This is a genomic window from Halobacterium sp. GSL-19 (assembly GCF_016917855.1).
GTDB classification, from domain to species: domain Archaea; phylum Halobacteriota; class Halobacteria; order Halobacteriales; family Halobacteriaceae; genus Halobacterium; species Halobacterium salinarum.
Window position 1 is genome coordinate 1,372,974 of the sequence record NZ_CP070377.1, and the last position, 26,373, is coordinate 1,399,346.

Genomic DNA, 26,373 nt, shown 5'->3' on the forward strand with positions numbered 1-26,373 from the left:
TGGGCAGGTACTTACCGATAGCGAAAAGCCCCACGAGGCAGTACACCCGGTATGGTTTCGGCCGCCACCGCTGCCGGTGTTGCCCTCATCGTGGTCGTGCACGCGGCGATCGCGGCGTTCGCCGCGCGGTTCTTCCGCATCACGCTGAAGACGCGACTGGGGGCGGTGATCTACACGCTCGTACTCGTGCCCGTTGTCTACGTCGTCACGACGATCCTGTTCGGAGTGCTTGGGGTTGGCGCGGGCACGTTTTCGGATCCCGGATCGCTGATCGTCACCACGTGGGCGTTCCCGTTCTTCCTGGGGTGGTCGGTGCATTTGTTCTGGCTGCCGCCGGTCGAGGAGTTCAGCGACCGCCCGGAGAACACCCGACAGTAGGGCGGCGCACTCACGCCCAGGCGTCGTCCGGCAGCGCGTCGGCGAGCGCCGCTTCGGCGTCCGCGATCACGGCCTCCGGGGACTGTGTGGCGTCGATGCGGACGAACCGCTCGGGGGTGTAGTCGATGAGCTGCTCGTAGTTCGCCCGGACGTCGGCGAGGAACGCGGCGGTCTCGAACTTGTTGGTTGCGCCGGACCGCGCGGCCCCCGTGTCGGGGTCCACGTCGAAGTAGAGGGTCACGTCCGGGGGGCGCGTCCAGGGCTGGTGGATGCCCCGGACGTACTCCATGGCGCGCGGGACGGTGTCGGCCAGCGTCGCGCCCTGGTAGGCGTACCGGGAGTCCGAGTAGCGATCCGAGATCACGACATCCCCGCGGTCGAGCGCCGGAGAGACGACACGCGAGAGGTGGTCGGCGTGGTCGGCGGTGAACAGGAACAGCTCGGCGATCGGGTCGGCGTCGGCCGCGGATTCCGACCGCCGGACGGCCTGGCCGTACTGCGAGTCCGTCGGCTCGGCGGTGAACGTGACGCCGTCGTCGTGGGACGCTCGAAGCGACTCCCAGACCGTGGTCTTCCCGCTTCCGTCGAGTCCCTCAAGCGTGACGAGCATACCCGAGGTGACGGCCAGCGGCGTACAAACGCCCTTCGGATCGGCGGTCGGCGGCGTCGTTGCATACTTTTACGATGGCCGCGTGTGTGTGTGACAGTATGGACGTGTTGGTTACTGGCGGGACGGGGTTCATCGGCACACACCTCTGTCGAGAGTTGGACGATCGCGGCCACGACGTGACGGCGTTCGCACGGGAGCCGGCTGACGCGGCCCTCCCGGCGGACGTCACCCGCATCGTGGGCGATGTCACGGTCAAGGAGACAGTCGCGAACGCGATCGACGGCCACGATGCGGTGGTGAACCTGGTGGCGTTGTCGCCGCTGTTCAAGCCCTCCGGCGGCGACAGCCGCCACCTCGACGTGCATCTCGGCGGCACCGAGAACGTGGTTGCAGCGGCGTCGGAGGCCGGCGTGGAGTACGTCCTCCAGTTGTCAGCCCTCGACGCCGACCCCACGGGACCGACCGCGTACCTGCGGGCGAAGGGGCGCGCCGAGGAAGCGGTGCGGTCGTCGGATCTCCACTACACGATCGTGCGGCCGTCGGTCGTGTTCGGTGACGGCGGGGAGTTCGTCCCGTTCACGAAGCAGCTCACGACGCCCTACGTCACGGGACTGCCCGGCGGCGGCGCGTCGAAGTTCCAGCCGATCTGGGTCGGTGACCTCGTGCCGATGCTCGCGGACGCCCTCGGCACGGAGGCCCACTGGGGGGAGACCTACGACATCGGCGGCCCGGACGTGCTGACGCTGGCGGACGTGACCCGGATGGCGTATCGCGCGGCCGGGAAGTCGGTGCGCGTGCTTCCGGTGCCGATGCCGTTGGCTGCGGTGGGGCTGACGCTCGCGGACCCGCTGCCGTTCGTGCCCATGGGTGCCGACCAGTACCGGTCGCTGAAACTGGACAACACCACCAGCGCCAACGACGTGACCGCGTTCGACGTGGACCCGTCGACGCTGCGGACGCTGGCAGCGTACCTCGGTGTCGAATGATGGAAGGACAGTTACATGAATGCCGTCTGATGCGGGGCGACGGCGGGCGACCAGAACGGGCGTGTAGCGGGCGTACTGGGCGTCCAAGCGGGCGTCTGACGCTCGTCTGCAAAAGCCTTATACAGCCGTTGGCGCTTTACCTTGGCAAGGATTCCGCATGAAACTGGCAATGATCGGGTTCGGTCAGGCGGGCGGGAAAATACTCGACAAGTTCATCGAGTACGACGAGCGCCACGGGTCGGACATCGTGCGCGCCGCCGTCGCCGTCAACACCGCCAAGGCTGACCTCATGGGCTTGGAGCATATCCCCGAAGAGAACCGCGTGCTGATCGGGCAGTCGCGCGTCAAGGGACACGGGGTCGGAGCGGACAACGAACTCGGCGCGGAGATCGCCGAGGAGGACATCGACGAGGTACAGGGGGCCATCGACTCCATCCCCGTCCACGAGGTCGACGCGTTCCTCGTGATCTCGGGGCTGGGCGGCGGCACCGGCTCGGGTGGGTCGCCGGTCATCGCGAAACACCTCAAGCGCATTTACACGGAGCCAGTCTACGGGATCGGCGTGCTGCCCGGGAGCGACGAGGGTGGCATCTACACGCTGAACGCGGCGCGGTCGTTCCAGACGTTCGTGCGGGAGGTGGACAACCTCCTGGTGTTCGACAACGACGCCTGGCGGAAGTCCGGGGAGTCCGTGCAGGGCGGCTACGACGAGATCAACGAGGAGATCGTCACCCGGTTCGGCATCCTGTTCGGCGCGGGCGAGGTCGAGCAGGGCGGCGATGTCGCGGAGTCCGTCGTCGACTCCAGCGAGATCATCAACACGCTGGCCGGCGGCGGCGTGTCCACGATCGGCTACGCCTCCGAGACGGTGGACAACAACAGCGGCGGTGCCGGCAGCGGGCTGTTGTCCCGGTTCACCGGCGACGACGACGAACTCGAGGACACCGCCTCAACGACCAACCGCATCACCAGCCTCGTGCGGAAGGCCGCGCTGGGGCGGCTCACGCTGCCGTGTGAGATCGAGGGCAGCGAGCGCGCGCTGCTGGTCACGGCGGGCCCGCCGAAGTACCTGAACCGGAAAGGCATCGAGCGCGGGCGGAAGTGGCTCGAAGACCAGACCGGATCGATGGAAGTCCGGGGCGGCGACTACCCGGTGTCGAACTCCGATCAGGTGGCCTCCGTGGTGTTGTTGTCGGGCGTCAACGACGTCCCGCGCATCAAGGAGCTTCAGGAGGTCGCCATCGAGGCCCAGGACAACATCGACGAGATCCGAGAGGAAAGCGAAGATAACTTAGAAGAGTTAGTCGAAGACGACGAGGATGAGCTCGAGCCATTATTCTGAGCTCGGGGCTGTCCTCGCTGTCGTGGCGCTGCTTGCAGTGGCAGCGACACCGGCGGCTGCAGTGTCGGTCAGCGGGGACGAGCCGAGCACGGTGCAGGTCGGCGAACAGCAATCGACGACGTTCGAGGTCGCGGAGCCGTTCAGCGACTACGAGGAGTGGACGCTGCGCGCGGAGACCGACCTCGAAAACGTCACGTGGACGATCCAGACGTTCGACAACGCCGGCAATCAGGTCGACGAGGAGACGCTGACCGGACAGGCCATAGAGTACGACTTCGACGCCGCGACGGCGGTGACGCGTGCGGACGTCCAGATCGAGGGGACGACACCGGGAACGGAGACGTTCCAGTGGAGTTACGACCCCGAGCAGACGGTGACCTACGCGTCCTTCGAGCAGACCCAGCGCGGGGGCTCGACGAGCCAGATCGGATCGGCCTTCGAGACGCGGCCGTACACGACCGACAGCCGGGAGGCTCGCAGGGCGATCGATGACGCGGAGGCCGCGGTCGAGCGCGCGACCGACGCTGGCGGAAGCGTCACGGGCGCGGAACGCGACGTGCGCGACGCCATCGAGTTCTACAACGCCGGCGAGTTCAGCCAGGCGGTCACGAACGCCAACGAGGCCGAGAGCGCCGCGAGCAGCGCACAGAGTTCGGCCAAGCGCACCCGGCTGTTGATGTACGGCGGCGCTGCGGTTGTGGTGTTGCTGGTGCTCGGTGGGCTCGGCTACTGGTATCTCCAGCAGCGGGACACCTACGACAAGCTGGGGTGATGCGGACGGTCGTGCCGTTCGACCCTCGGGATCCGAAGTCGCGGCTTGCGGAGTTCTTTGCGGACGCCGAGGAGCGGCGTGGGTTCGCGTACGCAATGCTTGCAGACGTGCTTGGGGCGGTGCGGGACGCGGGCGGCGACCCGGTGGTGGTTGCGACGGCTCCGGTGTCGCGGCCCGTCGACGCGCCCGTGACCGTTGACGACCGCGCGCTGTCGACGGCGGTGGCGGCCGCGATCGCCGACGGGCCGCTCCCGACGGCGGTCGTGATGGCGGACCTCGCGCTCGCCACGCCGGACGCCATCCGGCGGGTGTTCGCCGCCAGCGGGGACGTGGTGCTCGCGCCCGGCAGCGGCGGCGGCACGAACGTGGTGCTCGCGCGGACGGCCGACGTGCCGGTGTCGTATCACGGCGTGTCGTTCCGGGATCACGTGACGGCGGCCGAGCGCGCCGGGTTGACCGTCACCACGGTTGATTCGTTCCGGCTGGCGGCCGACGTCGACGACGCGTCGGATCTCGTGGACGTGTTCGTGCACAACACGCGCCGGACCCGGGAGTGGTTGATCGCCGGCGGGTGGCGGCTCGCGGTGGACGACGGCACGCCAACCGTGGTCCGGGAACCCAACGACTAACCGCGCGACGGCCGGACGCGTTGGCATGAAGTGGCGTCTGGATGTGGGGGTGTGCCGTGACTGAGACACAGTTCGGCGGCGACGAGTACGACGTGTCAGTGTCGGTCTCCGAGGCCGCCGTGGAGCGCGCCCTCGACGTGCGTCCGGCGGACGTGGCGCCGGCGTCCAGTCTCACGTTCGCGCGCAACGTCTTCGTGCCGCTGACGACGGCGTGTCGGTACACGTGTACGTACTGCACGTACTACGACGTGCCCGGTGAGGCGTCGTTGTTGACGCCGGAGGAGATCCGCGAGCAGTGCCGTGTTGGGGCCGATGCGGGCTGCACCGAGGCGTTGTTCACGTTCGGCGACCAGCCCGACGACCGCTACACTGCGATCCACGAGCAGCTCGGCGAGTGGGGCTACGACTCCATCCACGAGTACCTGCGGGCGGCCTGTGAGATCGCGCTCGAAGCGGGGCTGTTGCCCCACGCCAACCCCGGCGATCAGACGCGCGCACAGATGGCCACCGTGGCCGACGTGAACGCGTCGATGGGGGTGATGTTGGAGACAACGGCGGACGTACAGGCCCACGGCGGCCCACGCGCGAAATCCCCCGAGCAGCGCCTGCACACGATCGACGTGGCGGGCGACCTGGGCGTGCCCTTCACCACGGGCATTCTCGTGGGGATCGGCGAGGACTGGCGGGACCGCGCCGAGAGCCTGCTCGCGATCCGGGCGCTGCACGAGCGCCACGACCACGTCCAGGAGGTGATCGTGCAGCCGGTGCGTCCGAACGCGCGCTGGCAGGGCGAGCCGCCGGGCGCGGAGACGATGCGTCGCGTGGTGGCGATGGCGCGGGCCGTGCTCCCGGCCGAGGTCGGGGTGCAGGTGCCGCCGAACCTGACGGACGTGCGCGGGCTGGTCGACTGCGGCGTGGATGATCTGGGCGGCGTTTCGCCCGTGACCAAAGACCACATCAACCCGGACTACGCGTGGCCGGCCCTCGACGAGCTGTCGGCCATCGCCGACCACGCGGGGGTGCCGTTGCGCGAGCGCCTGCCGGTGTACGAGCGGTTCTTGCCCGCCGACGGCGGGACCGCCGGTGACGGCTGGGTGAGCCAGCGCATCTGGCGCGCGATCGAGGACGGCGACCGGTACGAGGCGGTGCGCGCGGAGTGACGGCGGTTAGTCGCCGGCGCTGTGGGGTGGCGTGCCGGCGCGCTCGGACACCAGGGGCGTGCCGTCGGCGTTCGGTCCGACGTGGGGGCCGATGGTGTCCGCGTCGGGGTTGATGACGTGCCGAGTCGTGTAGTCCGTGGAGCGCTCGACCGGCGTGCGGCCGATGGCCGAGATCATCTCGGCGTAGTCGGCGACCGACCGGAACTCGCCGTGTTGGCCGCCGGCGCGCTTCGTGATTTCCTCGCTGAGGATCGTGCCCATGAAGTCGTCGGCGCCGCAGTTCAACAGCGCCAGTCCCTTCGCGTCCCCGAACTTCACCCACGACGACTGGATGTGGTCGATGTTGTCGAGGAACAGCCGCGAGACGGCGATCATGAGTTCGTCTTCGGCGTCGCTGGCGCCGCCGTCGACGACGCCGCGCTCGTAGAGGGGGGTCTGCTCGTGGATGAACGACAGCGGGACGAACTCCGTGATGTTGTGGGTGCGGTCCTGGAGGGCGCGGATCACGTCGAGGTGGTGGATGCGGTGGGCGGCGTTCTCGACGTGGCCGTACATGATGGTGGCGGTCGTTCCGAGGCCGGCGTCGGCGGCGGCTTCCATGGCGGCGACCCACTCGTCGGTCGTCATTTTGCCGGGACAGATGACGTCCCGGACTTCGTCGACGAGGATTTCGGCGGCGGTGCCGGGAACGGTGTCGAGGCCGGCGTCGGCCAGCGTCTCGTAGACCTCGTCGTAACCCCAACTCACCCCGCGCTGGGCGTGGTGGGCTTCCTCGGGCGTGATCGAGTGGACGTGTGCGCCGGCCTCGCTCATCGCCGCGATCTGCGCGGCGTACGTCGTCGGGTCCGTGTCGTACGCTTCGGGGGGCTTGTAGTTGTGGTCGGGGTCGTCGGGGTCGAGGGCGTCGCGGTGGGCCTCGTTCAGTCCGAACGCCGGGTGCAGCCCCGAGACCGACGTGACCTCGGAGACGCCGCGTTCGACGGCGTCCGCGACCGTGGCTTTCGATTCGGCGGGCGTCTTGGTGAAGCCGCCGTGAGCCGCCTCGTGCTCGGTTTCGAAGCGGTGGGCGGTGTCTTTGAAGTTGCAGAACAGGCAGCCGGTGTTGCAGGCCGTGGTGACGTTGTTGTTGAGGTTGGCGACGAACGTCACGTCGTCGCCGACCACGTCGGCCCGGCGGCGGTCGGCGGCCTCCAGGACGAGTTCCTTGCGTCGCGGGTCGATGCCGTCGGTGTCGGTGCCCGTGGTGATGAGTTCGATGCCGTCGGCGACGGTGAGGCGGCGGCCGTCACGGGCGTTCGCCAGCGCGTTCTCGAACGACTGGTCGGTGCTCGGGACCACGTCGAAGTCGAGAGCGCTGGCGTCGGTCATTGTCGATGGCACCGGTTGCACGGGCAAAAACCCTGCCACAGCGGCAGCCGGATCCGTACGCAAATTCGTGGACAGACTGCGCGCAGACGAGTGGCGTGTACGCACGCAAGTGAAAGATTGATGGGGTGGGGTCCCAGGCATAGTGGTATGGCGAGCGTCAAAGACCGCCGCGTCGAGTCACCAGCAACGGACACCGACCTCGGGCGGGGTGTCTTCGAGTTCAGCGACCGGTATTCGGTGTTCGACTGGGGGGAGATGCCCGACCACGTTCCGGGCAAGGGGGCCAGCCTCTGCACCATGGGGGCGTACACGTTCGAACAGCTCGCGGCCGCGGGCGTCCCCACACACTACCAGGGCGTGCGGACGCCGGGTGGGGAGACGGTGCGCCTGGCGGACGCCCCCGAGGCACCCACCCAGATGGTGATCGACCTCACGCAGGTGCCCACGCTCCCGTTCGAGGACGGGAACTACGACTACGACCGGTACCACGACGCCGGCGGCAGCAACTACCTCGTGCCCCTGGAGGTGGTGTTCCGGAACGCCGTGCCGGTCGGCTCCAGCCTCCGGACGCGGTGTGCCCCCGCGGACGTCGGGATCGACGCCGACGAATGGCCCCAGGGACCCGTCGAGTTGCCGGAGACGATCGTGGAGTTCTCGACGAAGTACGAGGAGCAAGACCGCTATCTGTCCCGGTCGATGGCCGACGAGATCGCGGGCGACGCCGACATCGCGGAGCTGGACGCGCTCGCGCGCCGCGTGAACGAAACCATCACCGACTGCGCGGCCGACGCCGGCTTCGTCCACGACGACGGCAAGCTCGAATGCGTATACGTCGACGGCGAGGTGCGGGTCGCGGACGTCGCCGGGACGTTCGACGAGAACCGCTTCCGGTTCGACGGCCGAGAGGTCTCCAAGGAGGCGGTGCGGCAGTTCTACAAGCGCTCGGCCCCCGAGTGGGTCGGCGCCCTCAAAGACGCCAAGCGGGCGGCAGACGAGCGCGGCGTCGCCGACTGGAAGTCCCTCTGTGAGCCGTCCCCCGACCCGCTGCCGCCGGAGATCCTGCAGGCCGCGGCGGACCTGTACGCCGCGGGCGCGAACCGCTACACGGCCCGCGAGTGGTTCGACGCGCCGCCGCTCGGCGACGCGCTCGACGCCTTCGAGTGATGCGGCGGCGGTCGTCGTGGTCGCGGTGTCCTGCATTCTGGCTGGCGGTTTGAACGGAACCTCTGTGAAACGAGTGTTGGAGACGCCTATCAGAATGTCTGAGCTAAACAGTTCCAGATCTCACCTACAGAATCATGATTGATGTTCCGATGAATTCAGAGCGGTTTCGAATTTGACACCCGGAAAAGTAAATCAGGAAAGGAAAGACAACATCAAAATATAGTGGAACATTTTGGCATTAAAGAACAAAAGAAGCCGAGGATGATTCTATTGTGATATTACCATTGTGCATGACGTGCATCTGTTTTCACCAGTATGTTCTGGTTGACGAAGAGCATCAAATAGCCCGGAGGACATAACAGACGAATCAAACGCCCGCCATTATTTACCCCACCAGCTATTCAAAGATTCGGACGTAAAATTTCAGCGATATGATTAATCATTAAGTCCTTTAGTGTATAGAATAAGACCCTCACGGCACCACTACCACTTTTTTATTGTCCAGCAGCGAGCAGAATATATGGTCGAATTGAACACTTGGTTGAAAAATAACCCCCTCTATGGGAGCCTAGTGTTTGGAGGGATGGTACTCATCAGCGTCTTCATCTGGAGTGTTATCGCCAATTATCCAGAGCCAGCAATGAAGACCGTTACCGACCCAGACACCCTAACTATTTCTCTAGCTGTAACAGTATTATCTTCAGCAACATACGTAATTTTCTCGTCTAAATACGGCTAATTACCAATAGAGGCGATATACCAGATCTACCCACAGACGAAGAGGAGAACTCTATTTACCGGCGACTTGGGTGCAATAAATGGGAGGAATCATGGATAGATACGCACATACAGTTCCACTTACGGGCTGTCTCGTTGTACGCTAATCATCACGAAAGCGGCACTCGGAGACAAGGCCGTACCGGGTTTCTCAAGCGACTAGAACGGATTAGCGACATTGTCCGAGAGTTCACCCGTCAATGTGACTTTGAATGCATCCTGATAGCCAGAGAATGTCAATCTGTACGACAGGAGTTGGCCTCCTTTCGCAGTAGACCGAGGAGGATGAAGAATAGGATACCACCCTGGTTAGTAAAACAATGAACAAGCCAGTTACCGCCGATATGAACCGGATGGATTAGACAAGGAGCTGAGAATATACAACGGAAGTGACTTTGGTGGACTGGAGAGGTCTTGAAGCACGCAACAGTCATCGACGCGGCCACCGGCCGGAGTTCGCGAATCGGCGTCCAGACGCCCGACGACGAGGACGACGAGGACGAGCAGCGGGCGCGCGGCGTCGGCTGGCTCCGGGCGGTCCGTCGTTGGTTCGGCGTCTGAAGCGCTCCGGTTCGTCGGTTTCCCGGGCGGACACCGACAGACGAAGCCGCTTTACGCCCGCGAGTCCTCGTCGCGGGCAATGAGCGAGCCGAGCGCGGACGTCTACGAGCAGGGGCGCGGGATGGACGCCCACAACAAGGTGATGCGGGAGTTGCGGGACGAGAAGGGCGCCAAAGACTACGACCCCCGGGAGCCGACGCGGGTCTGGCTGGACGAGGACAACACGCCGGACGGCGTCTACAACAGTCTCACGATCATCCTGAACACGGGCGGGTGTCGGTGGGCGCGGGCCGGCGGCTGCACGATGTGCGGGTACGTCGCCGAGTCCGTCGAGGGTGGCTCAGTTGCCCACGAGGACCTCCTGGCGCAGATCGACGAGTGCCTCGCCCACGAACGCGCGGAGGGCGACGAGCAGGCCGGGCTCATCAAGATCTACACCAGCGGGTCGTTCCTCGACGAGCGCGAGGTGCCCGCCGAAACCCGGCGGGCCATCGCCGAGACGTTCGCGGACCGCGAGCGCATCGTCGTCGAGAGCCTGCCGGATTTCGTGGATCGGGAGAAGATCACGGATTTCACCGCGGTCGGCCTGGAGACGGACGTGGCCGTCGGCCTGGAGACGGCGACCGATCGGGTGCGCCACGACTGCGTGAACAAGTACTTCGACTTCGAGGACTTCGAGGCCGCCTGCGCGGAGGCGCGCGCGGCGGACGCCGGCATCAAGGCGTACCTCCTGATGAAGCCGCCGTTCCTCGCCGAGTCGGAGGCGATCGCGGATATGCAGTCCTCGATCCGGCGGTGTGCGGCCGTCGATGGCTGTCACACGGTGTCGATGAACCCGACGAACGTCCAGCGGTACACGATGGTCGACCAGCTGCATTTCCGCGGTGGCTACCGGCCGCCGTGGCTCTGGAGCGTCGCCGAGGTCCTGGAGTCGACGGCGGACGTCGACGCCATCGTGGTCTCGGACCCGGTCGGTCACGGCAGCGACCGGGGGGCGCACAACTGCGGGGAGTGCGACGACCGCGTGCAGAAGGCCATCAAGGACTTCGACCTGCGCCAGGACCCGTCGGTGTTCTCGGAGGTCGCCTGCGAGTGCGAGGCCACGCACGAAGCGGTCGTTGAACGGGAGACGGCCTACAACCTCCCGCTGGCGGAGTGAGTGCGGTCAGAGTGACAGCGCCGACTCGCCGGCCAGCAGCCGGTAGCTCTCCAGGGTGCCCGCCATCGAGGGGGCGTCGTCGTCATCGTGCCGTTGCGTGCCGTAGTCCATCCACTGGCCACGCGTGTAGCTGTACATCTCGAAGCCCGTGGCCGTCTCAACGACGACGTCCACGACCGCGTCCGCGGGGGCGTCGTCGGGAACGACTGTGGAGCGGACGCCGTCATCGTGGTCCATCACCCAGACGGCGCGGGCGTCCGCGGTGTCGTCGAGGCGGGCGCGGGCTTCGTCGGGTGACAGCGGGCGGGCGGGCCAGTCGTCGCCGGCCGGTTGTGGGGCGTCCATGCGCGACCTACGTGGGGATGCCGTATCGGCGTTTCCCCGACGGCGTTACTCGGCGAAGTAGCTCGTGAAGAACCCCGAGAGGAACGCCGACACCGCGACGGCCAGCGTGACCTGTTCGAGGTCCCAGGGGCCGTCGTCGGCAGCGTACACGGTGGCGGCGACACTGACGACGAGCGAGACGATACCGTTCGTGACGTGTTTTTTGACTGCCATATGTGGTATTGGGGGGACCAGGGTCTACACTGTTTCGGTGGCGGGTGGAAGCGCTACGCGAACGCGCCGAGGATGCCCTGGCCGTCCGTGGCACCGAGCGCCGGGAGCGTCGCGCGCTCGGGGTGGGGCATCATGACCGCAACGTGGTCGCGGTCGCCCGTGACGCCGGCAACGGCGCCCGTCGATCCGTTCGGGTTCGCCGCCTCGGTGACCTCGCCGTCGGCGTTGCAGTACCGGAAGAGCACGCGGTCGTCGGCCACGAGGTCCGCGTAGGCGTCGTCGTCGATTTCGAAGCGTCCCTCGCCGTGCGCGATGGGGATTTCGAGGACGTCGCCCTCGCTGTAGGCGGCCGTCCACGGCGTGGTGGCGTTCTCGACGCGGAGGTGGACGCGCTCGCACTGGAAGCGCGCGCTGGCGTTCGTCGTGAACGCGCCCGGCGCGAGGCCGGCCTCGCAGCCGATCTGGGCGCCGTTGCAGACGCCGAGAACCGGGACGCCGTCGGCGGCGAGCGCGCGGACCTCCGCCACGACCGGCGACTGGGCGGCCATCGCACCCGCGCGGAGGTAGTCGCCGTACGAGAACCCGCCGGGGACGACGACGCCGTCGGTGTCAGCGGGAAGCCCGTCGTCGTGCCAGGCGACCGCGGCGTCGACGCCGAGGTGGGCGAGCGCCCGGACGGCGTCGCGGTCGCAGTTCGAGCCGCCGAAGCGAACGACTGCGACCGTCATTCGCGGGCTTCGACCGCCACGTCGTAGTCGTGGATGGTCGGGTTGGCGAGGAGTCGGTGGGCCATCTCGTCGGCGCGCTCGGCGGCCGCCTGTTCGTCGTCGGCGTCGAGGTCGATCTCGAAGCGGTCGGCCGACCGGAGCGCGTCGAGTTCGAACCCGAGGCGTTCGAGGGCTTGCTGGGTGGTTTCGGCCTCCGGGTCGAGGACGCCGTGTTGGAGTCGGACCGTCACCGTGGCGGTGTACGCGGTCATCACATCGGTGTGGACTTTCGTGTGCAATCACTCTTTTGGAACGCTACGATAATACACGTTCATGAGTTGCGAGAGGGCCACTCACGTGGGACACATCTATCCGTATCGACGACCTCCGGGCGTGTATGTCCAGCGAACAGCACTCCCGCAGTGTCGCCGAAAACGACTACACCGAAGTCACGGTGGTCGGAGCCGACCGCACCGGGATCGTCGCTGCGGTCACGGGACTGCTGTTCGAGCACGGCGCGAACATCGAAGACGTCGAGCAGACCGTCCGCGACGGCGTCTTCCGCATGACGCTGCTCGCGGATTGTGGGTTCGCAGACGGCGCGGAGCCGGTCACCGACCGCGCGGCCTTCCAGGCGGCGCTTGACGACACCGGTGACGAGCTCGGCGTCGACGTGCGGGTTCGGTTCCCCGACGAGCGCGACGACGGCATCGCGGTCCTCGTCACGAAAGAAGACCACTGCCTGCGCGCGCTCCTTGAGGCCGACCTGGGCGCGCCCGTGAACGTCGTCATCGGCAACCACGACACCCTCGAAGCGGTCGCCGACGAGCACGACGTCCCGTTTCACGACATCGGCGACGACACGGGCACCCCCGACGAGGAGCGCCTCCTGGAGTTGCTCGCGGCGTACGACACCGACCTCGTGGTGCTTGCGCGATACATGCGCATCCTCAGCCCGGACGTGGTGTTCCGGTACGCGGGCCACATCGTGAACGTCCATCCAAGCCTGCTGCCGGCGTTCCCGGGCGCACAGGCCTACCGGCAGGCCGTCGAGGCGGGCGTGCGTGTCGCCGGCGTCACCGCACACTACGTCACCACCGACCTCGACCAGGGGCCGATCCTCACCCAGCGCGCGTTCACCGTGCCGCCGAACGCGTCGGTCGCTGCGGTCAAGGACCGCGGCCAGCCCCTCGAAGCGGACGCGCTCGTGGCGGCGGTGCGCGCGCACCTCGCCGGCGACACGACGGTGCGGCGCGGCGCGGTCGCGGTCGACGGCCCACACGAGTACGGCGCGCTGGCCGACGACTGAGCCGCGGCCTTTCACAGCAATCTTATACGTTCCAGTCGTGGCTGCCGGCGTGAACAACGGAGACAGTGTGCTGCGGAGGGGACGATGATCTCGGACCTCGCGGCAGCCGCCCGCAGCCTCCGGTACGCCGGCTTCGACGCGGTCCGCGAGTTCGCCTCGCGGACGTACTACGGGCTACGATCACGCAGCACCCCGGACCCGATCCTGGACGCGGAATGGGACATGCTGGTCGTGTTGGACGCCTGTCGGGCGGACGTGTTCGCCGACGTCGTCGGCGGCGGGGAGTACGACTTCGACAGTGGCGGAACGGCGACATCGCCGGCAAGCACGTCGACGGAGTGGCTCACCGCGGTGCTCGGGAGCGCCAGCGACGACGCCCTTGCGGACGTCTCCTACGTGACCGGGAACCCGTACTCCTCGCGCACCATTGACACGAGCCGGCTGGGCGGCTACGAGGCGGTCTGGGAGTACGGCTGGGACGACGCCCAGGGTACCATCCCACCCGGCCCGGTGACCGACGCCGCGATCAGGGCGGGGCGCACCCACGACACCGACCGGCTGATCGTCCACTACATGCAGCCCCACTTCCCCACCGTCTTCGACGACGACAGTGGCGGAGTCGCCCTGGACGACTGGGGCGACCAGCCGATGTCCGTCTGGGAGCAACTGCGGTTCGGCCGGCGCTCCGTCGCGGACGCCTGGCGGGACTACGAGCGCAACCTCGAAGTCGTCTTAGAGGACGTCGCGGTGTTGCGCTCGAACGTCGACGCCGACAGGACCGTGCTCACCGCCGACCACGGGAACGCGTTCGGTGAACACGCCATCTACGGCCATCCCGGCGGCGTCGATGTTCCGGCGCTTCGGGAGGTGCCGTGGTGTGAGACCACCGCCAGCGACGAGCGGACGCGCGAACCCAGCGGTGGTCGTGGCGGGTCCGTGGAGGCGACCGACGCGTCGGTCGTCGACGATCGACTCGAACAGCTCGGCTACAAGACCTGACGCAGTCAGTCGGGCGTCTGCTCCCAGGCCGTGCGTTCGCGGAGCGCGTGCTCGGCGTCGGCGTCGAGGTGATCCCGGACACCAACCAGATCGGTAGTGGTGACGATGCCGACGAGGTCGAGGCCATCCGCGACCGGGAGGTGACTGACGCCGGCATCGCGGAGGGTGTGTGCAGCCCGGTTAGCGGTCGCAGACGGAGACACCGTCTCCAGGGGCCGGGACGCCGCGGCGTACACTGGGATTTCGTCGAACGGACGGTCGTGTTCGTGGCCGGCGGCGACGAAGTCGTGCTCGGTGAGGATGCCCGCGGGGTTGTCGTCGCGGGTGACGACGACGCTGCCAACACCGGTCGCAAGCATGCGGTCGGCGGCGTCGTGCAACGACGCGTCGGCCGGGACCGCCACGACGGCGGTGGTCATGATGTCGTCGACGCGCACACGCAAGGGTACAGCAGCCGGGAACTTGGTGATTACGTCACACACCCAACATTTGGGCGGGGGACGGTGTCACTCGACTTGGCGGGTGAGCGCTTGGACGTCGTGCATGTCGAATTTGCCGTCGCCGGTGACGTCGAAGGCAGTGGTGCCCTCCGGGACGGCGTTGCGGAGCGCCAACTGGTAGAGGAGTTCCACGTCGGCCATGTCAACGACGCCGTCGCCGTTGACGTCCTCGTAGACGCCGTCGTCGTCGGGGTCGGCGGGGTAATACGTGGTGCCGTCGAATTCGAGGCCGCCCGGGAACGGGATGGGCTTTTCGACGGCGCGTTGGATGTCGATGTGGCCCGCGCCGCGGAACGTCTCGGAGGCGTAGCGGTCTTCGAGGGTGCCGTTGTCGTACGTGTCCGGGGTGGTGTCGCCGGCGCTGAAGTAGTCGACCTGGTAGTCCGACCGGACGTGGGCGGCGGTGTGTTTGATGTGGGCGATGATCTGGCGCGTGGTCGCGCCGGGGTTCTGTGCCGCCACGACGGCGGCGAGGCCGGTGACGTGTGGTGCCGCCATGCTGGTTCCGTGCAGCGTGCCGTACATCCCGGAGCCGGCGTAAAGCCCCGAGCCGCCGCCGGGGCCGGTTCGCGCGAACCCGAACGAATCGACGGCCGGGGAGAGCGTGCTGAACACGCCGTCCCAGAGCGAGCCCGACGACCCGACGTTCCCGCCCGGGGCGCTGACGTCGACGGAGTCCGGGCCGTAGTTGGTGTAGACGGCGGGCGTGTGCGTGGGGCTGTTCGTGCCGAAGTCCGGGACACCGTCGCCGTCGGCGTCCGGGGGCTGGGCTTCGAGCGTGGGGACCGCGCTTCGTGGTCCGGTGCCCGAGACGGAGATCCATCCGGGGTGGCTGCCCTTTCCGGTGTTCGTTACCTGCGGTTCGAAGTCGTCGATGTTGGTGTCGGCGTTGCCGGCGGACTCGACGAGGACGGCGTCGTTGTCGACGGCGAGCTCGCCGATGCGCCGGTAGGCCTTGACGCTCAGGTGCTGGCTGACGCTCGGCGACACCGGGCTGGACGGCCCGAGACTCAGGTTCACTGCGTCCGCGCCCGCTCGGATCGCCGTTTCGGCGGCGTTGAGGATCGATGCGCTGGATTTGAACGGGAACACCTTCATGTCCAGGAGCGTCGCGTCGGGCGCGACGCCGACGGCGTATGGGCCGCCGCTGGACGCGCGGGCACCGGTAGCCGCCGAGATGCCGGCGCAGTGCGTGCCGTGACTGCTGTCGGCGCTGGTTCCCAGTGAGTCATCGAGGGAGAAGTTGCCCGAGCGGCTGGTGTCGACGGTGAGATCCGGGTGGCTGGCGTCGATCCCGGAGTCCACGATGGCGATGGTCGTGCCCTCGCCGGTGACGTCGTTGTCGTGGATGGCGGCGACGTTCTGCTCGGCTTTCGACCACTGGAGTGGGTGTGGCTGTGGGATGTCGTCGTCAGTGGTGTCGAAGGAAGCCGACTGTGCGCCGTCGGGGAGCTCGTCGGGCACGTCCGCGGGGGAGACGCCAGTGATCGTCGGCGGGTCGATGGAGAGTTCGAACTCCGGGGCGAAGTCCAGGCCGTAGCCGGTGAGGGCTTGCTCCGAGCCGGAGACCGACGCGAAACCGACGGACTGGGCTTCGTCGATGACGTCGACGGCCTCTCGCCAGGCGTCGCTGGTGGCCGACTGCGTGTCGACGAGGAACTGGTCGTCGCGGACGCGCTCGGCGGTGACGGGCTGTGTCGTGGCTGAGAGGCCGCCGATCGCTGCGGCGGCTGTCTTCATGAACGTTCGCCGGGTCTGTCTCATAGCATCCGTATATACTACCAGTATACAAATAACTACGCCATCTCCAGCCACCGAGCGCGCGGCGGCGCGGTTATCGCAGCCGGCCAGCCAGCAGCGCCGCCGCAGCCATGCCGCCCAGCGTGATGACGCCCCCGAACCCGGGGACGGTCCCGCTGGACGCGTCGTCCGTATCGCGTTCGGTTGTGGTCGTTGATGCTGTCGGTGCCGCCGTGCTCGTTGCCGTCGACGTGTCTGGCGTCGTGGTCGCTTGGGTGGTGGGTTGGGAAGTCGCCGTCGTCGTTGTCGGCGTTTGGGTCGCGGCGTTCACCGTCGTCGCGTCCTGGCTCGCGCTCCCGGCAGCGACACTGCCGCCGCCACCGCCGCCAGCACTGCCACCGCCACCGCCTCCGCCACCGCCTCCGCCACCCGCCTCGTCGCCACTGCCGCCGGTGTCGCCGTCTGTGCCACCACCACTGTCGGTGCCATCGTCAACGTCGCTGCCGCCCGACGGGCCGAGCGTGAACTCCACCTCCGTCGACCCGGCCGCGGTCCACTCGAACTGGGCGGACTGGTTGCGGGCGGTCACCGTCACGGACCGCCCCGCAGAGACGGCGTCAGCGGGGACGATCAGATCGTAGTATCCACTGTCAGCGGTGGTGTTCGAGGCGACAACGGAGCCGTTGTGTACCACCTCGACGGTGACGTTGCCGGCGGGGTGGCCGTCAGCATCACTGACAGTGCCGAAAAACCGGTGTGGCGGTGTCGGTGGCGACGACGCCGCGGCTGCGGTGCTGCCCGCAGCGGCCAGCGCTGCGATCACTGCGACGGCTGTGACGACGACTGCTGTTCGCCGGATCGTGGGTCGTATCGTGTCCATGGAATCAAACATCGCGTGGCGGAGGTGTGTTAGTTGTCGGCAGGCGCTGCGGTGTAGGCTTCGTCCTCACGGACGAAGACCCAGTAGCCCTCGCTGCGCTCCATCGTCTCGAAGTCGCCGGCGGAGTGGGAGGTGAACGCCACGCCGTCGGCGGTCTCGTCCTGTGCGAGGACGCTGTACACGGCACCCTCAGAGACCGAGGACAGCGCGGTGTCGACTGGCTGCTCGAAGGCCCGGTACTGGCCGACGAGGTTCCACCCCTCGCTGAGCGATTGGGCGGTCGGTGCCGGCGCGCTCGGGTCCGCGCCCGCGGCGGCGCCAGCGATGTTGTAGACGTTCACCGGAACGGTGGACGCGCGATCCATGACGAAGACGTAGCCCGCGCCGCCTTCGAGCGCGGTGAGGCTGTTCTCCCTGGCGTCCGGATCGTATGCGTCCCAGGCGTCGGCTGCGGCGTCGTAGGCGTAGATCGCGTCGACCGCCGACGTGTCGATCTCGGACAGCGGCACCGCGCCGCTGGTGGCCGGCACTGACACGTAGTTCTGGCCGCGATCCAGCCGGAGGACGTCCGTGTGCACGACGGTGCTGGCGCCGGTCGCGCCTTGCGTGCCGGTGCGGTCGGTGTAGCTGTCGCCGTCGATAGTCACTGCCGGGCTGGTGCCGGTCTGGATGTGGCCCTCGACGACGACGCTCACGCTGCCGAAGAGGCCGCCGTCTTGGACAGCCACGATCTCGCCGTCGAACCCGTCGATGGAAACGTCGCGGGGCGTGATGTCGCCGGCGTCGATTGGCTCGTTGAACAGCACGCGGACCCGGGTGGTGTTCAGCGCGTCGCCGGGTTGGGCCTCGCTCGTGACGGTGTGGAGCACGGCGTCGGTCGGGCGGGGTGGCGTCGTGTCGATCTCGGCGGTCCGCGAGAGCACCCGCCCATCGACCGTCCCCGACACCTCGTAGCGGCCGTCGGCGACGGCTCCGTCGGCGTGTGGGACCGTGACCGACGCCTCGTAGACGCCGGCGTTGATCTCGGTGAAGTCGTCGGGGCTGAGCGTCGCGGTGAACCGGTCGTCGAGGGTGAACTCCTCAAGCGACGCGAGCTCACGGGTGGCCTCGGTCACGGTGAGGCCGTTCCCGACGGCGGCCTCGATGTCGTTCAGCGTCGTGACCCGGAGCGTTATCGTGTCGCCAGCGGTGATGGTTGTGAGCCCGAGGTCGATGCCGAACGTCGTCGACGCCGCCGGCATCACGTTGCCGCTGGTGTCGACGACGCTGTCGGCGGTCACCGAAAGCGAGTCGTCGACCAGGTCGGCGGCGGTCAGCGCCTCGTCGAGCGTGATCTCGACCGTCTGTGGGTCGAGTTGGGTGGCGGCCGTGATGGTGCCTGCCGACGCGTTGTTCCCGTCCTCGAACGTGAAGTTGGCGGCGGTGAGGCCGCTGCCATCGGGTGCGCTAACGATCTCGTCGAATCGAACGGTCAGCGTGGTGGCCCCCGGCTCGGCGACCACCTCCTTGAAGCCGGGCGTGTGCTCGGGCGCTGCGGTGCCGGTCGTCTCCGTGTCCGCCAGCGGTGCCGCGTTCGCGACCGGGTGGCCGACGGTGTCGGTGACGCCGGGCGCGCGGACCTGTACGGACTCCGAGCCGATGGCGTCCACAGCGACCGACCGGTTCAACAACAGGACGGCCTCGTTGTCGGCGGTGAGGAACTCCGGGAGGACGTCGTCGATGGCGTAGTCGTCGCTGGTGATCGCGAGGTTCTGGGCGGAAACGGACGACCCGTCGACCGGCTCGGAGAACAGCACGGTCACGAGCCGCGTCTTCCCGCCGGCGTCCGGGCTCGCGCCGGGGTTCGCTGCGGCGGTCGTGATGGTCGGGACGACGGTGTCTTTCTGGACCGTTTTCGTGGTGGAAACCGTGTTCTCGGCGGCGTCGGTCAGGGTCACCGTGACGTCGACAGCGCCACGATCGAGCGCGGTCGCGTCGAACGTGAACGTCGCGTCCCCGGTGACGTCGGCGGCGGTCTTCGAGCGGGTGGTGCCGCCCGATCCGCGGAGGGTCACAGCGGCCTCAACGGGCTCGTCACCCGTCGTGATCGAGACGTCGTAGCTGCTGACGGTGCGGTTGTTGATCGGGCCGGCATCGGCGCTGCGAACGGTCGGCGCGGTGGTGTCGGCGACCACCGCCGAACTGGCGGGGACGGCGCGCGGATCAGCGTCGTCGGTGTCGGTGAACGCGTCGGCGCGAACGGAGACGGCGTCCGTGCCGATGTCGGCGGTCGTGACGGCGCTGTCGAGTGTCAGGTCGATGGATGCGGGGCCGCTGGCGGTGGCTGCCGTGATGGCGCCCGCGCCGTCGTTGGTGGCGTCCTGGTAGACGAACTCGTTCGGGCTGGGGTCGCCGTCGACGGCCGCGACGCGTTCACTGAACGTCGCGGTGACCGTCGTGCTCCCGGTGTCGGTTTCCACGCCGTCGAGGGTTGGCTGCGCGGCGTTCACGTCCAGGGTAGCACTGGCGACGGTGCCCTCGATGATCGGTGTGGCGCTCGTGTTGAGGTTCGTGAGTCCGCGTTCGTCGGTGGCGGTCACGTAGACGGTGTAGTTGCTGTTGTCCGTGACTTCGCGGACCCACCGGAGGTTCACGTCGACGCGCTGTTTGCCGGGGGCCATATCGATGTCCTTCGACACGCTGGCGGCCGACGCGTTGGCGAGGTCACCGGCGGTGAAGTTGCCAGCGTCGGCGGCGGCGACGAAGTGGACGGTGGCGCTGGTGGCGTTGGTTGCGTCGTCGTAGGTGTAGTTGACGGCGACGGTGTCGCGTGGTGAAACGTCCGTCGAGGCGTTCAGGGACACCGCCGAAACGTCCGGGGGTTCGTCGTCGATGACGACGACCGGATCGGTCGTCCGTGTGACGGGGCTGCCGGAGCCGTCGTCGACCGTGACCGACAGCGTGTACGCGCCGTCGGCCAGCGGGGCGTTCTCAGCCAAGTCCAGCGTGAGGCGCTGGGTCGCGTTCGCCACCAGTGGGCTGTCGGAGATGTCGAACGTGGCGGTTTCGGTGCTGTTGGCCGCTGCCAGCGTTATACTGACGTCGGCGCTGCCGCCGGAGACCGGCTGGTTGTAGCGGTACGCCACGTCCAGTGCGTCCGTGGACTGGTTGACCGTGCGGGTGGACGGTGTGACGACCACCAGTGGGGGTGTGTCGGTCGTGGCGTCGGCCGTGATGGCCATGCTGGCTGCGGATACGGTCGTGGGTGGTGAGTCGGTGGTGCGGAGCGCACCGGACTCGACGCCCACGGTGTCGACGCCGAGGTCGGCGGCGGTGACGCTCTCGTTCACCGAGACCGCGACCTGGGTGTCACCGTCGAGGTCGCGCACGGCGGTGACCGAGCGGTTGCCGGTGTCGTTGGCGTCGGTGTACGTGACGTTGGCGGCGGTGATGCCGCTGTCAGTCGCCACAACCGGCTGGCTGAACGTCAACACCACCGTTTGGTTGGTGGTGTCGCTGCCGTCGAGTTCGACGCTGTCGAGGCTGACCGTCTCGTTGTCAGTGGGAGCCGTGTCCGCGGCCAGGGTTTCGGGCGCGCCGTCGGTGGCGGGGTCAGTGGTGCCGGTGGTGTTGCCTTCGACCCAACTCGCGCGTGTGTCCAACGCCAAGGTGGCGTTGGACTGGGTTGCGTTGGCCGCGACCGTGGCCTGCACCCGGAGTTCGGTTGTGGTGTCGTCGGGGATGGTGCGGTTCGTGATGTCGAGTTGCTGTGGCGAGGTGAACGCCGCGGGGGCCGTGGTGCCCAACGACGTCCCGCTCCCGTCGAGGACCTCGATTTCGGAGATGTTCGATGCGGAGACGGTGTTGCTGGTGGCCCCCGAGAGGGTGAGCCCGGTCAGGACGGTGTCGGCGTCGTCGTCGCCACCGTCGGCGTCGCGTGCATCAATCGTCTGTACGACTGCGGTTTCGTTTGGCGTGAGGTCCCCGGCGTCGGTCGCTTGGTCCTGGAACGCCTCCGGGCCGGCGTTTGCGGCGGCGGCGGCAGCGCCGGTGAACGTGGTGGCACCGGCGAGCACGGAGAGAACCAGCAGCGCAGCGAGGGCGACCGCGCGCAACTTGGTGGTGGGGGTGTGGTCTGTCATGGTAGGATCGGCTGTGTCGTGGCGTGCAGTCGGCGGCGGCCCCAGCGGGGGGCGGATGCGGCGGCGCTGCCAACTACCCACATATACTGTCAGTATATACCAGTTGCCGTTAAATTAGTTACGGAGCACGGAACAGCGGAACCGACGGGCGGTATCGAAACACAGCACCGCAGCAGGACAGCGTGCGGGCCGAAAACGAGGCGGGGTTACGCGACGGTGGCTTCGACGCGCGCCTCGAAGTCGTCGTCGTCGTTCTCGTAGGCGTCCCGGTGGGTCAGCGCCGCCTGTCCTTTCGCCGTGATCGCGTACAGCCCGCTTTTCGGGGCGGGACCGATGCGCTCGACCAGGCCGTAGTCGGTGAGGATGGGCAGCCGGGTGTTGATGTACGCCCTGTTCTTGTCGAGGATATGCGAGAGGTTGACGGCGTTGTTGCGTTTTCCGTCGGAGAGCGCGTCGAGAATGTCGAAATCCGTCGGTACTGCGAGTTTCATGGCTGCTACCTCACGGCCGGATCTGATATATGCTAGGATATTGTCGTGTACTGGTAGTATATGCCATGGGTGGCAACGACTGGTTCGGGCGCACACCGGTGTCGGTGCACGACGGCACGCAGTCGCCGACGGCGGCGATCAGGGCAGGGCGGTCGGCAGTGGGGTCTGGCGGGCGTTACTGCTCGGCGTTCAGCTCGCTGATCGCGTCCCTCGCGAGCTCCAGTTCGGTGATCGTGCGGCGCTGGGTCTCGATGAGGTCATCGAGGTGCGCCGCGAGTGCGTCGGCAGGGAGGTCGTCGATGCGATCCGTCGCCGCGTACAGCATGACCGTTTCGAGCGCGTTCGTGGTGGCGGTGTTCGTCTCCAACAACGACTTGACCACTACCCACGTCGGATCCTCGATGTCGGCTGGCTGTCCGGCGGTACTGCCTGTCGGTTCGTGGACCGTGTTCCCGTTAACCATTATGTAGCCTATGTGCCAATGGCGAATGAGTAACTTTAAGCTACTGATATGCGTGAAATTTCTTTCGGTGTTGTGATACGAGTGCGAGACAGCACCACGACCCCGCGAAAACGTGACCGGAGACCGCCGGCTCAGCGGACCCAACGACGGGGTGTTATCGTTCGACGCAGTGCCGGACCTGCACCGCCATGCCGCGGGTGGCGTCGGCCATCGCCGGCCCGGGCATCCGTGCGCGCCCGACGGCGAACGCGGCCGGCCCCTCGATGACGACTTCGTCGCCGACCCGGATGTCGTCGCTGGCGTCGATCACCCCGGGCGCGAGCACGCTGCCCTGGGGCACGAAGCCGTCGATCTCGACGCGCTTGGTGGGCGCGTCGCTGGCGACCCACTGGCGGGCACCCGCCAGCGTGAACGACAGCGAGCCGTACTCGGGGACGAGCGCCGCGAGCTGGTCGCCGGTGTCGGCGTCCAGCGCCTGCAGCTTGGGATACCGGCCCTGCACCTCGATGTCCGCGAACACCGCGTCGCCCGCGCCGTCGCCCAGATAGTAGTCCGCGACCGCCTTCAGCGTGGCCGCCTCGCGCTCCTGCACCCAGATCTTGTCCTCGCCGGCGAGGGCGGCGTTCAGTTCGCCGAGGCTCTCGTCAGTCGTGGGATGGTCCGCGACGGTGAACTCGAAGGGCACGTCGACGTCGCCGGCGACGCGCTCGCAGATGTCGCGGTAGCCCTCCGGCGGGACGTGCGCGATCACGCGGGAGTAATCCGTGCGTTCGAGGTACCGGCGGAGCACGCGCGCGACGAAGTCCTTCTCCTCGGCGCTCCAGCGCCCCGTCACCACGGAGTCGTAATGCTGGGCGGGATACGTGAGTTCGAGTTCCTGGGGGACGACGCCGATGGGCGACGTGATCGACGCCACGTGCGCGCGGTAGCTGGCGGCGTCCTGGAACTGGCGGTGGCTCTGGGAGTCGCTGTAGGGTTTCCGCGCCGAACACGGCACGAGCAACAGCGGGTGGCCGTCCAGGCGCTTGCGGTACCGGCTGGTGACGCGGTCGGCGAACCGCTGGATCTCCACGCGGTGCAACGCGTCCTGGGTCGAGGACAACAGCAGCGAGTCCCGGAACGTCGGCGTCCGCTGTTCGACGTAGCCGTACTGCTGGTCGAGCTCGCGCATCGCGGCCGTGAGCCACGCCGTGTGGCGGGCCTGCCCCTCGACGTAGTCCCGCAGGCGGCCGTCCCGGATGCGGCGGCGGACCCGCGCCAGCTCGGCTTCGAGGGCGTTCACGTTGTGGTCGACGCAGTCGGTCCGGTCGAAGTCGGCGGCCGGCTGCTGGCAAGCGGGACACGAGCACGGCAGCTCGTCGAGGTCGGCGAGGTCGTAGGCCCCCTCGGTGGTGAGATAGCGCCCCTGCGTCCCGCGGACCACGGCGCGGTCGGCGTTCACGAGGTCGACGCCGGCGTAGACGAGCACGGCGACGTTCCGGGGCGTGGCGACCCCCGACAGGGAGAGCGCGGTGTCGTCCGGGATCGCGGCGCGGGCCTCGACGATGGCGTCCGCGAACGCCGACCCGTGCCCGACGATGCCGGGCGCGCCCGACAGCACGTAGGCGTCGGCACCGAAGTCCGCGGCCGTCGACGGCGACACGACGGCCGCGCTCGGGAACGCAACGTCCGGGTAGTCGGGGGCGAACGACGCCTGTACGTCGTCGGCGGTGCCCGACGGGAACCCGCGGTGGGGGAGCACTGTCAGCGCGGCGTCGTCGCCGTCGGGCGTCTCTCGGGGCTGTGTCCACCGGCTGCCCGCGTCCGCGATCACGTCGTCCGTGAGCGTCGGTGTCGTCACGGGCTCCGAGAGCCGGAGTTCGCCCACGCGCGCGGCGGCGTCGCGCTCGTGGATCTCGAAGTACTCAGTCATACTGCGCTGTGGGGGGCGCGCGCTCAATTGCCTTGCCTTTCGCCGACACCGCAGGTGGCGGGTCTACTCGCCGCGCACGGCGTTGTACAGCGAAACGCGCTGTGGCACCGCTTCGAGCGCGCTCTCGGGCCAGTCGTCGTGGGCGAGCGTGAACGCGGTGTCGGGGTTGGCCTCGGCGAGCCGGCACACGCCTTCGGCGGCCGCCTCGTAGCCCGCGCGATCCATCCGGGCGGGCGTTTCGGCGGTCAGCGGGTAGGTGGTGGCGAGCGCCGAGGGGTACGGGCCGAACGGCGGCAGGACGTTCCAGGACTCGTCGTAGCGGTGGTTGCTGTCGCCCTCGGTCAGCAGGACGTCGTCGCCGTCGACGTCCAACCGGTCGAGGCGCTGGTGGTGGCGGTGGACTTCGGGGCGGCGCGCGCTGCCCGCGCCCGTGTAGAAGAACGCGTCCTTGCTCGCGGGGTCGCTGGCTTCGAGTTGGTCGCTGTGATCGAGCAGGGCGCGGTAGCCGTCCAGCGTGCTGGGGTGGGCGTGGGCGCGCGCGGCGACCAACTCCATGAGCGTCCCGGACTTGATCGCCTGCTTGACCCGGCGGATCTCCCCGAACGAGACGTGGAGGTTGTGCTCGGCGAGCAGGCGCTCGCGGTCGCCGGCCGCCATCCCCCGGACGGCCTGGGGGCTGTGCTCGGCACAGACCGGACAGTCACAGGGGAAGTAGTGGAGGTCATCGAGGTGCTCCGTGCCCGACACGGTGAGGTAGCGGTCGTCGCGGGCGTAGATGGCGTAGGCCGCCGAGTCGAAGAGGTCACAGCCCAGCGCGGCGGCGAGCGCGAACATCATCGGGTGGCCCGCGCCGAAGAGGTGGACGGGCGCGTCGCGGCCGAGCCCGCGCTTGGCGGCGAGCACGGCCTCGGTCATGTCGTCGTAGCGGTACTGGTTCATCAGGGGGACGACCGCACCCACCGGGAACAGGTCGAGGGCCGTGCCGTAGGCGTGTGCGCCGGCCTGCTCGCGGAGGTCCGGCTGGGTCGCCCCCTGGACGGGTGCGTTCACCAGCATGTCGCCGACGTCGACCGTTTCGGCGAGCTCCAGGCGCTGTTGGGTGGTTTCGAGCTCGGCCGCGGCCTGCTCGCGGTCGGCGTCCGGCGGCGTCGGGATGTCCACGGGCGTCCCGATGTCGCTGCCGATGTCGTGTTGGAACCGGAGGATGGCCTCGGTGTCGGTGTCGATCTCGCCGTACTCCGCGAGCTGGAAGCTCCCCGAGTCGGTCATGATCGCGCCGTCGAACCCCAGCATCTCGTGGAGCCCCTCATCGAGCGCCCGCTCGCGGAGGTCGTCGTCGCTGTTGATGATGTAGGAGTTCGTGATGAGCAGTTCCGCGCCGAACTCGTCGACGAACCGGGACGGCTCGACGGTGATCAGGTTGGGGTTGACGACCGGCATCAGGGTCGGCGTCTCGACGGTGACACCCGCCCGTGGTACGTCGAGTTCGCCGATGCGCGCGAGGCCGTCCTGTGCGCCGACCTCGAAGACGTCTCTCATTGCACCGGCGTAGCGACCGTGCGCGCTTGAGGCTTGCCTTCGGCGCTCAGGACTCCTGCTCGACGTAGAACACGCGCTCCCGGGGGATGCGCCGAACCGTCCCGTCGCCGGTTTTCACGAGCCAGTGCTCGGTGGCCTCGTCGTACCGGAGTCGGTCGTCGTCGGTCGGCCACTCGGTGACATCCCCACGCGGATCGTCGTAGACGATGACGCCCATAGCGGCACGCAGGCCGGCAGTCCCAATAAAC

Annotated in this window: 27 protein-coding genes; 12 read left to right on the forward strand and 15 right to left on the reverse strand. The window is 67.9% G+C overall.

Annotated elements, in window-relative coordinates:
• Positions 1-51: 51 nt before the first annotated feature.
• Positions 52-378, forward strand: coding sequence for a hypothetical protein (locus JT689_RS09095; RefSeq protein WP_205251017.1), 327 nt, complete (start codon positions 52-54; stop codon positions 376-378).
• Between the two features lie 10 nt (positions 379-388).
• Here JT689_RS09095 and tmk read toward each other — a convergent pair whose 3' ends face one another.
• A complete protein-coding gene (gene tmk, locus JT689_RS09100; RefSeq protein ID WP_010903416.1) occupies positions 389-988 on the reverse strand; it encodes a dTMP kinase in 600 nt (199 codons plus the stop codon).
• A 98-nt stretch (positions 989-1,086) separates the two neighbouring features.
• Here tmk and JT689_RS09105 point away from each other — a divergent pair, with 98 nt between their 5' ends.
• The 5 genes from JT689_RS09105 to cofG all read left to right on the forward strand — a co-directional run bounded on the left by JT689_RS09105 (position 1,087) and on the right by cofG (position 5,877).
• The gene (locus JT689_RS09105) at positions 1,087-1,974 is read left to right on the forward strand and encodes a complex I NDUFA9 subunit family protein (RefSeq protein ID WP_205251018.1); all 888 of its coding nucleotides are present in this window, start codon (positions 1,087-1,089) and stop codon (positions 1,972-1,974) included.
• A gap of 157 nt (positions 1,975-2,131) precedes the next feature.
• On the forward strand, positions 2,132-3,316 hold the full coding sequence (locus tag JT689_RS09110; protein ID WP_012289408.1) for a tubulin/FtsZ family protein: 1,185 nt from the start codon (positions 2,132-2,134) through the stop codon (positions 3,314-3,316).
• Positions 3,294-4,088, forward strand: coding sequence for a hypothetical protein (locus tag JT689_RS09115; RefSeq protein ID WP_205251019.1), 795 nt, complete (start codon positions 3,294-3,296; stop codon positions 4,086-4,088). Before JT689_RS09110 ends, JT689_RS09115 begins: the two co-directional genes overlap by 23 nt.
• Positions 4,088-4,717, forward strand: a complete 630-nt coding sequence (gene cofC, locus JT689_RS09120) for a 2-phospho-L-lactate guanylyltransferase (protein ID WP_010903420.1) — start codon at positions 4,088-4,090, stop codon at positions 4,715-4,717. The genes JT689_RS09115 and cofC overlap by 1 nt, the downstream gene beginning before the upstream one ends.
• Before the next feature lie 41 nt (positions 4,718-4,758).
• Positions 4,759-5,877, forward strand: coding sequence for a 7,8-didemethyl-8-hydroxy-5-deazariboflavin synthase subunit CofG (gene cofG / locus JT689_RS09125; protein WP_205251020.1), 1,119 nt, complete (start codon positions 4,759-4,761; stop codon positions 5,875-5,877).
• A 6-nt stretch (positions 5,878-5,883) separates the two neighbouring features.
• On the opposite strand, the gene cofH is transcribed toward cofG, so the two are convergent.
• On the reverse strand, positions 5,884-7,245 hold the full coding sequence (gene cofH, locus JT689_RS09130) for a 7,8-didemethyl-8-hydroxy-5-deazariboflavin synthase subunit CofH (RefSeq protein ID WP_205251021.1): 1,362 nt from the start codon (positions 7,243-7,245) through the stop codon (positions 5,884-5,886).
• A 147-nt stretch (positions 7,246-7,392) separates the two neighbouring features.
• Here cofH and JT689_RS09135 point away from each other — a divergent pair, with 147 nt between their 5' ends.
• The 4 genes from JT689_RS09135 to JT689_RS09150 all read left to right on the forward strand — a co-directional run bounded on the left by JT689_RS09135 (position 7,393) and on the right by JT689_RS09150 (position 10,906).
• Positions 7,393-8,409 carry a phosphoribosylaminoimidazolesuccinocarboxamide synthase gene (locus JT689_RS09135; protein WP_205251022.1) on the forward strand — a complete coding sequence of 339 codons (1,017 nt, stop codon included), beginning with the start codon at positions 7,393-7,395 and terminating at the stop codon, positions 8,407-8,409.
• Between the two features lie 520 nt (positions 8,410-8,929).
• The gene (locus JT689_RS09140) at positions 8,930-9,148 is read left to right on the forward strand and encodes a hypothetical protein (protein WP_205251023.1); all 219 of its coding nucleotides are present in this window, start codon (positions 8,930-8,932) and stop codon (positions 9,146-9,148) included.
• A gap of 452 nt (positions 9,149-9,600) precedes the next feature.
• A complete protein-coding gene (locus JT689_RS09145) occupies positions 9,601-9,747 on the forward strand; it encodes a hypothetical protein (protein WP_205251024.1) in 147 nt (48 codons plus the stop codon).
• 79 nt (positions 9,748-9,826) lie between these two features.
• Entirely contained in the window at positions 9,827-10,906 is a 1,080-nt protein-coding gene (locus JT689_RS09150; protein WP_205251025.1) for an archaeosine biosynthesis radical SAM protein RaSEA, read from the forward strand.
• Between the two features lie 6 nt (positions 10,907-10,912).
• Here the strand turns inward: JT689_RS09150 and JT689_RS09155 are convergent, their stop codons facing one another.
• Genes JT689_RS09155 through purS form a run of 4 tightly spaced genes read right to left on the reverse strand, consistent with a single transcriptional unit; the run spans position 10,913 to position 12,443 of the window.
• A complete protein-coding gene (locus JT689_RS09155; protein WP_205251026.1) occupies positions 10,913-11,251 on the reverse strand; it encodes a hypothetical protein in 339 nt (112 codons plus the stop codon).
• Between the two features lie 45 nt (positions 11,252-11,296).
• Complete coding sequence (locus JT689_RS09160; RefSeq protein WP_010903427.1) at positions 11,297-11,464, reverse strand: hypothetical protein; 168 nt, start codon at positions 11,462-11,464, stop codon at positions 11,297-11,299.
• 53 nt (positions 11,465-11,517) lie between these two features.
• Complete coding sequence (gene purQ / locus JT689_RS09165; protein WP_010903428.1) at positions 11,518-12,192, reverse strand: phosphoribosylformylglycinamidine synthase I; 675 nt, start codon at positions 12,190-12,192, stop codon at positions 11,518-11,520.
• Positions 12,189-12,443: a phosphoribosylformylglycinamidine synthase subunit PurS gene (gene purS / locus JT689_RS09170; protein ID WP_010903429.1), complete on the reverse strand. Its 255-nt coding sequence runs from the start codon at positions 12,441-12,443 to the stop codon at positions 12,189-12,191. Before purS ends, purQ begins: the two co-directional genes overlap by 4 nt.
• A gap of 125 nt (positions 12,444-12,568) precedes the next feature.
• Between purS and JT689_RS09175 the strand changes: the two genes are divergently transcribed.
• Positions 12,569-13,480, forward strand: coding sequence for a formyltransferase family protein (locus tag JT689_RS09175; protein ID WP_205251027.1), 912 nt, complete (start codon positions 12,569-12,571; stop codon positions 13,478-13,480).
• An 84-nt stretch (positions 13,481-13,564) separates the two neighbouring features.
• Positions 13,565-14,479, forward strand: coding sequence for a hypothetical protein (locus tag JT689_RS09180; protein ID WP_205251028.1), 915 nt, complete (start codon positions 13,565-13,567; stop codon positions 14,477-14,479).
• A 5-nt stretch (positions 14,480-14,484) separates the two neighbouring features.
• Here JT689_RS09180 and JT689_RS09185 read toward each other — a convergent pair whose 3' ends face one another.
• The 9 genes from JT689_RS09185 to JT689_RS09225 form a co-directional block, all read right to left on the reverse strand.
• Entirely contained in the window at positions 14,485-14,916 is a 432-nt protein-coding gene (locus tag JT689_RS09185; RefSeq protein WP_229373357.1) for a CBS domain-containing protein, read from the reverse strand.
• Positions 14,917-14,985: 69 nt separating this feature from the next.
• Positions 14,986-16,743 carry a S8 family serine peptidase gene (locus JT689_RS09190; protein ID WP_205251029.1) on the reverse strand — a complete coding sequence of 586 codons (1,758 nt, stop codon included), beginning with the start codon at positions 16,741-16,743 and terminating at the stop codon, positions 14,986-14,988.
• A gap of 70 nt (positions 16,744-16,813) precedes the next feature.
• Positions 16,814-17,599, reverse strand: a complete 786-nt coding sequence (locus JT689_RS09195) for a hypothetical protein (RefSeq protein ID WP_229373358.1) — start codon at positions 17,597-17,599, stop codon at positions 16,814-16,816.
• A gap of 29 nt (positions 17,600-17,628) precedes the next feature.
• Positions 17,629-21,720, reverse strand: coding sequence for a surface glycoprotein (locus JT689_RS09200; RefSeq protein ID WP_205251031.1), 4,092 nt, complete (start codon positions 21,718-21,720; stop codon positions 17,629-17,631).
• A 206-nt stretch (positions 21,721-21,926) separates the two neighbouring features.
• The gene (locus JT689_RS09205; protein ID WP_205251032.1) at positions 21,927-22,211 is read right to left on the reverse strand and encodes an ArsR family transcriptional regulator; all 285 of its coding nucleotides are present in this window, start codon (positions 22,209-22,211) and stop codon (positions 21,927-21,929) included.
• 175 nt (positions 22,212-22,386) lie between these two features.
• Positions 22,387-22,674 (reverse strand): hypothetical protein, encoded by a 288-nt coding sequence (locus tag JT689_RS09210; RefSeq protein WP_205251033.1) that lies wholly within the window; start codon positions 22,672-22,674, stop codon positions 22,387-22,389.
• 154 nt (positions 22,675-22,828) lie between these two features.
• Entirely contained in the window at positions 22,829-24,586 is a 1,758-nt protein-coding gene (gene arcS / locus JT689_RS09215; protein WP_205251034.1) for an archaeosine synthase subunit alpha, read from the reverse strand.
• Between the two features lie 63 nt (positions 24,587-24,649).
• Entirely contained in the window at positions 24,650-26,125 is a 1,476-nt protein-coding gene (gene tgtA, locus JT689_RS09220; RefSeq protein ID WP_010903439.1) for a tRNA guanosine(15) transglycosylase TgtA, read from the reverse strand.
• A gap of 46 nt (positions 26,126-26,171) precedes the next feature.
• Positions 26,172-26,342 (reverse strand): hypothetical protein, encoded by a 171-nt coding sequence (locus tag JT689_RS09225; protein WP_010903440.1) that lies wholly within the window; start codon positions 26,340-26,342, stop codon positions 26,172-26,174.
• Between the last annotated feature and the right edge of the window lie 31 nt (positions 26,343-26,373).